This window comes from Chloroflexota bacterium (assembly GCA_009840355.1).
GTDB lineage: Bacteria > Chloroflexota > Dehalococcoidia > Lucifugimonadales > JADFKI01 > Bin90.
The window spans coordinates 1-6193 of the sequence record VXNZ01000035.1; the positions used below are offsets into that span (position 1 = coordinate 1).

At 58.4% G+C, this 6193-nt stretch carries 5 protein-coding genes; 3 read left to right on the top strand and 2 right to left on the bottom strand.

The window, feature by feature from the left end; genetic code table 11:
* Positions 1 to 1148: hypothetical protein (locus F4X57_10185; protein ID MYC07523.1), on the bottom strand; the 1148-nt coding region annotated here is incomplete at its 3' end.
* A gap of 153 nt (positions 1149 to 1301) precedes the next feature.
* Entirely contained in the window at positions 1302 to 1850 is a 549-nt protein-coding gene (locus tag F4X57_10190) for a Uma2 family endonuclease (protein ID MYC07524.1), read from the bottom strand.
* A 92-nt stretch (positions 1851 to 1942) separates the two neighbouring features.
* Here F4X57_10190 and argJ point away from each other — a divergent pair, with 92 nt between their 5' ends.
* The 3 genes from argJ to F4X57_10205 all read left to right on the top strand — a co-directional run.
* Positions 1943 to 3262: a bifunctional glutamate N-acetyltransferase/amino-acid acetyltransferase ArgJ gene (gene argJ / locus F4X57_10195; protein ID MYC07525.1), complete on the top strand. Its 1320-nt coding sequence runs from the start codon at positions 1943 to 1945 to the stop codon at positions 3260 to 3262.
* 4 nt (positions 3263 to 3266) lie between these two features.
* Complete coding sequence (gene argB / locus F4X57_10200) at positions 3267 to 4220, top strand: acetylglutamate kinase (protein MYC07526.1); 954 nt, start codon at positions 3267 to 3269, stop codon at positions 4218 to 4220.
* A gap of 18 nt (positions 4221 to 4238) precedes the next feature.
* Positions 4239 to 6193: UPF0182 family protein (locus F4X57_10205; protein MYC07527.1), on the top strand; the 1955-nt coding region annotated here is incomplete at its 3' end.

The window sequence follows — 6193 nt, forward strand, 5'->3', positions numbered from 1 at the left end:
TTGTGTAGGTCTGCGGGGTCGCCGCCCGCTTTTTCGTGTCGCAGGGCAATCTGCTCGTACACGGCGGACAATAGCGCGCCGGTCCCGCAGGCGAAATCGCCTACGCGCAGCTGGGCGATGGCGTCGGGGTCTGACCAGTCTATGCCGTCCAGTTTCGCAACGGCAATCCGCGCCAGCAGGGACGCGGACGCGGGCAGGGTGTAGAATGTGGCGAGGTATTTGCGGTCTGCAATGAGCCGCTGGAACACGCGCCCGGTGAGGTCATGCGCGAATGCTGCGCCGGTAGAGTTGATGCCTTGCGCAGTCTCGCGCAGTTCGTCGAGAATGCGCGCAGCCGCGTGCAAAGGCAGCAGGTTCACGATGTCGCGCGCCACAGCGAAGATGGGCCAATAGTTTATCTTGAGGATTTCGTCCCAAGCGTCTGCAACTCTGGCTTGCGGGTTGTCCACTGCGGACCGCCACAGTCGGTTGAGCGCCCGTATCTCGGTGTGCTGGCGCGCGATGTGATGATGGAAGACCATAGCGTTTGCGATGACGGCGCAAGCCATGCGGCGTGTTTGCGACACATCGGTCATTCCTAGCAGATTGGCGATGTCTTCCGTGTTCGCGGTGCCGAGTTCCGCGGCTTCGTCCAGTACCGCGTTCGCTCGGTCGATGCCATATTGGAGCCGGTTTGCGGCGTCATCGACGAGGCTTTGCGGCACGGATACCAGCCGCGCGAGTTCGGCAAGGTCGGATACGCCGCCGTTCAGCCAGCCCGATTTCGGAAAGCGCGTGATTTCGGTCTCTTCTTTGGTGAAGACGCAGTATTCGAGCGTGGCGTCTCTCAAGGCGGCATGCAGGTCGTCATAGCCTCTCATGTTTTCGGGATAGTATAGGGCAATCGCAGCTTCAACATTGCCTGTCCCACCGGCAAGCTCCAACCCTAGCCTGCTGACCGCTTCATTTTCCGCATTTCCCGACGGCCTAACCTCTGCTTCTATGACTACGGGGCTGCGATAGGGCGCGGTAATGAGAATGTCCGGCTGACGCCCGGAATAGCCTTGAAAGGCACCCGAGATTTCCGAGCGCACGGCGCAAGTTCGCATCATGCCTTGCAGAATGTTCCCTAGTGCGTTGTTGATGCTGGGTTCTGTCTGTCGCGGCATGCTATTTCTCCTGGCATCGATTGCATTGGAACATCAGTTCGCACAAGGGTATCACATTTCGCTCGATGATGGGCTGCCGGACTTGGCGGGGCTGCGGCGGTTGTTGGCGTCGGAGCCGGTGGTGGCGAATGCGCGGTTGTGAGCGTGCGGCGGCTAGAATACATCATCCACATTCAGGCTGAAGCCTTGCAGCAGCGGCGATAGTATGGCCTGTCCTGCCGTGTAGATGCCCGCCACGCGATAGACGCCGCTTTGGAGTGTGAGCACCTGTACGCTCTTGGCGTCTGTGTCGGATTGCCAGTATTCCTTGACATCGTGCTGCGCGTACAGGTCGCGCTTTTGCGTTCTGTCCCGCTGTGCGGTTGATGGCGAGAGTACTTCTATCACGAGGTCGGGCGCGCCCTGGATGTTTAGGTCGGTGATGATGTGCGACCGCTCATTGCTGACGAAAAGAATGTCCGGCTGCACGACATTGAAATTATCCAGAACCACATCATAGGGCGCGATGAATACTTCGCCTAGTTCGTTTTGCATTACAAAATCAGATAGGCGCTTAAAGATTTTCCCGACAGACCTTTGGTGTGCCGTGCGCGCGGATGGGGACAATATCAACTCTCCGTCGAGAAGCTCGTAGCGGATGTCGTCGGGGGTCTGCATGTAATCTTCGTAGGTGTATTTCACCTTCGCGGTCTGCGTGGTCATGTTACGAACCTCCGCTGTGTGGGGTAGAGTCAAGCGATTACAGCATATCAGAAGTTCGTTTTGCGCCGCCATGTTGGGCTGTGCTATAATTCGTGGGCTATTTTGGCGTCCGTAACTTTCAGGGGATGCGCTTTTTTGTCTGCCGGCTTGCTTATGGCGGTTGGCGGCGGCGCGGCTATTTAGGAGCGCACATGGCAGCGATGATCGAGATTATTAATGACGGCAGCGTTACTTCCGCGAAGGGTTTTCGCGCGGGTGGCACTTACGCGGGTCTTAAGACGCAGGATGATGGCGTGCTGGATTTGGGCATTTTGCTCTCGGATGCGCCCGCTAATCTCGCGGCGACTTTTTCCACGAATAAGGTTCTGTCGCCGTCGGTGGTGCTGAGCCGACAGCGCGCTGAGCGCGGTATGGCGCGAGGCGTGGTGGCGAATAGCGGCTGCGCGAATTGCTGCGTGGGCGACCAAGGGCTTGCGGACGCAGCAGAATTGACTGCGCTCGCAGCCGAGCATGTCGGCGTTGGCGCGGATGATATGCTTGTGTGCAGCACCGGGATGATTGGCATTGAGCTGCCGATGGCGCTGCTGCGACAGCATATCGGCAATGTCAGCCTGTCTGCCGGCGGCGGGCATGCCTTCGCGCGTTCTATAATGACTACCGATACCATGCACAAGGACCTCGCCGTATCGCTTGATATTGGTGGTCGCAAGGTTACGCTTGGCGGCGCGGCGAAGGGCGTGGGGATGATTCACCCGAATATGGCGACTATGCTCGCCTTTGTAGCGACTGATGCTGCGGTCGAGCAGTCGTTCCTGCAAGCCGCGCTGAGCCGCGCGGTTGACGCATCGTTCAATATGTGCAGCGTGGACGGCGATCAGAGCACGAATGACACGGCGCTCGTGTTTGCCAACGGCGAGGCGGGCGGTGATGAGGTCACCGCCGGGACACCGGATGCCGAAGCCTTTGAGGAGGCGCTCACATTTGTCTGCCAATCGCTCGCCAAGGCGATGGTGCGAGACGGCGAAGGCGCGAAGAAGCTGATCGAGGTTACGGTCAACGATGCAGCGTCGCTGGTGGATGCGCGCACGGCTGCCCGCGAGATTTCTACATCGTCGCTGGTCAAGGCGATGGTGCACGGCAATGACCCGAATTGGGGACGCATCATGATGGCGCTTGGCAAGAGCGGCGCGAATATGGAAGAGTCCAAGATTCAGATTTACATTAACGACATCCAGATTGTGGACGAGGGCAAGGCGATTCCGTTCCATCTGGATTCGGTCGTGAGCGCGATGGCGAGTTCGCCGGATGTGCGTCTGGGCGTCAATCTGAGCATGGGCGACGCTTCTGCGACTGCATGGGGCTGTGACCTGACCGAAGAGTATGTAACCTTTAATTCGGCGTATAGCACATAAGCGCATGGCATCGAACATGTCATCAGCGAACTCCACAGCCGGGATGGGTACGCCACACGCCGAATCAGTGCCGGGTATTGAGCCGGACGGATCGGGCGATAGCAGCCAAGCGAGATTGGCAAATGCGGCGGGTGGCGCCGGCACTATGGCAGATGGTGAAGCGCAGAAGGAGACCAGTACCAGTGGGACGATTGTAGTTAAGATTGGCGGCAGCACGCTCGGCAGCCACGACACGACATTGCACGACCTTGTGAAGTTGCAGCGTCAGGGCGTCAGGGCGATTGTCGTGCATGGCGGCGGCAAGATAATTAGCGACTGGATGGCGATGCAAGGCGTAAAACCGCGATTCGTGCGGGGTTTGCGCGTTACGGACGGTCCCAGCATTGACATCGTGGTCGCCGTTCTCACGGGTCTCATCAACAAGAACCTCGTGGCGTCAATGGTTGAACTGGGCGCGCGCTCCATTGGTATCAGCGGCGCGGACGACGCCATGCTGCGCGCCAAGATACGCGACCCCGAACTCGGTCTCGTTGGCGATATTTTCGATGTCAACGTCGATCCGATAAATGCGGTGTTGGACTCCGGATGCATCCCCGTCATTGCCCCGGTGGGCGTCAAGCCTGCCGAAAACGGCGAATCGTTCCCCACGCTCCTGAACATCAACGCAGACACCGCGGCGGGCGAGATTTCGGCTGCTCTGGGCGCGAGCAAGCTGGTTTTCCTGACCGATGTGCAGGGTGTGCTTGACAACACGCGCAGGCTCATACCGCGTCTGACCGAACGGCAGGCTCGTGGGCTTATCAGCTCCAATGTCGCGGCAGGCGGCATGATTCCTAAGATAGAGGCGTGCTTGACGGCGCTGAGTTCGGGCGGCGTTTCACACATCATCGACGGGCGTAAGCCCGACGCTTTGCTCGAAGTCATTTCGGGCGCAAATCTCGGAACTAGAATTGGATGATTGCGAGGCATATTTGCTATGGCCGGTGAATACCAGAACGGAAACAGTGGCGGAGGCGGCGACGACGGCGACTCTACCGTAGAGTTGTACCAGTTCTTCGGACAGATTGGGACGCTCGCCAAGTGGATCGCTTATGCGATTGTGGCAATCGTCGTAATATCGCTGTTCATATTCGGGCGTGGCGTCTATACCGACTGGCTGTGGTTCGACAACCTCGGCTATCGCGGCATATTCGTCAAAGTGCTGATGACGCGCATAACCTTGTTCGTCGTCGGTGCAGTTACAATGGCGGTGCTCGCGGGAATCAGCATCTTCGTCGCCAGTCGCGTATCGACTGGCAGAATCACGCTGCCGCTGCCCGACGATCTGCTGGCATTCATGAACCGCGCGCTGACAGGCATCAGTATTGGAGTGGTGGCGCTGCTGTCGCTGGTATTTGGCGGCATAATGGCGGCTCGTTGGGAGATTTTCCTGCGCTACTCTAACGCCTCGCCGTTCGGCCAGATAGACCCCGTGTTCGGGCAAGATGTCGGCTTCTATGTGTTCACATTGCCGATGCTCAGTTTCATACAGGGCTGGCTGCTGGGCGTGCTGCTGCTGATACTGATAGCGACTGTCGCCTACTATTTCCTGCGCTTCAGCATGCAAGGGCTAAGCCTGAACCTGAACATCACCGGGGTGCGGATACACCTGTCCGTCATCGCCGCGCTGGTGATGTTCACCATCGCCTTCGGTCATTGGATCGACAGGTGGGACTTGTTGCTGTCAGACCAAGGCGCGATCTTCGGCGCGGCATACGCCGATGTGAACGCGCGTATGCCGGCGCTGCTGATAATGACCGCGATCGCGGTCGGCGCGGGCTTGCTTATGCTCGCCAACACATATTTCACAGGCAGACGGCTGCTTATTGGCGCATTCGCGCTGTGGTTCGTGGCGAACATTGTGCTTGGCACGCTCTGGCCCAGCGTCATCCAGCAATTCCAGGTAAACCCGAATGAATTTGTGCGTGAGGCGCCGTTCATCGAACGCAACATCCAGTTCACTCGCAGCGCATACGGGCTTGACCGTGTGGCTGAAGAGTTCTACCCGGCGGAGACCGTAGTCGATACGGAGGTCATTCAGAACAATCCGCAGACTATCAACAACATCCGCCTTTGGGACTATCGCCCACTGTCCGATGTTTACAAGCAGATTCAGATTATCCGCCCGTACTACGACTTCCGAGACGCGGATGTCGATAGGTACGAGATAAACGGTGAAGTCCGGCAGGTGTTGCTATCCGCGCGTGAAGTCGCGCCTGAAAAGCTAGACGCCACCACGCAAAACTGGACGAACACTCGCCTCGTCTATACGCACGGTATGGGCATTGCCATGAGTCCGGTTACGGAGTTCACCGGCGAGGGCAGGCCTGTGTTCTTCGCCAAGGACATACCGGCGGACGGCGTAATCCCTGTCCACGCGGTAGGCGGAGAAGATTCGCCGGAGATTCTGGTTACGAACCCGCGTATCTACTATGGCGAAAATACGCTGGACTATGTGATAGCCAACACCCTGCAGGACGAGGTGGACTACCAGACCGAGAGCGGCGAGCTGTTCCGCACGAACTACAGCGGACACGGCGGCGTGCAAATGTCGTCCATATTCAGGCGGATGGCATACGCTTGGCAGTTCGCCGATGTGAACATCCTCATCAGCGGGCAGATTACCGGCGAGAGTCGTTTGCAATACCGCCGCGCTATTCAGGAGCGCATACACACCGTCGCGCCGTTCCTGCTTCTGGACAACGACCCGTACATCGTCGCCGCGGAAGGCGGGCTGTTCTGGATTCAGGATGCCTACACGCACACGAATCGCTATCCATACTCCGACCCGCTCGGTATGGACCTGAACTACATGCGCAATAGCGTGAAGATCACGGTGGACGCCTTCACCGGTGACATGCGCTTCTACATCTGGGACGACTCTGATTCGGT

What these genes read in the sequence shown, in the direction of transcription:
- argB (MYC07526.1), top strand. Translation starts at nt 3,267, where the DNA reads ATGGCATCGAACATGTCATCAGCGAACTCCACAGCCGGGATGGGTACG.
- F4X57_10190 (MYC07524.1), bottom strand. Translation starts at nt 1,850, where the DNA reads ATGACCACGCAGACCGCGAAGGTGAAATACACCTACGAAGATTACATG.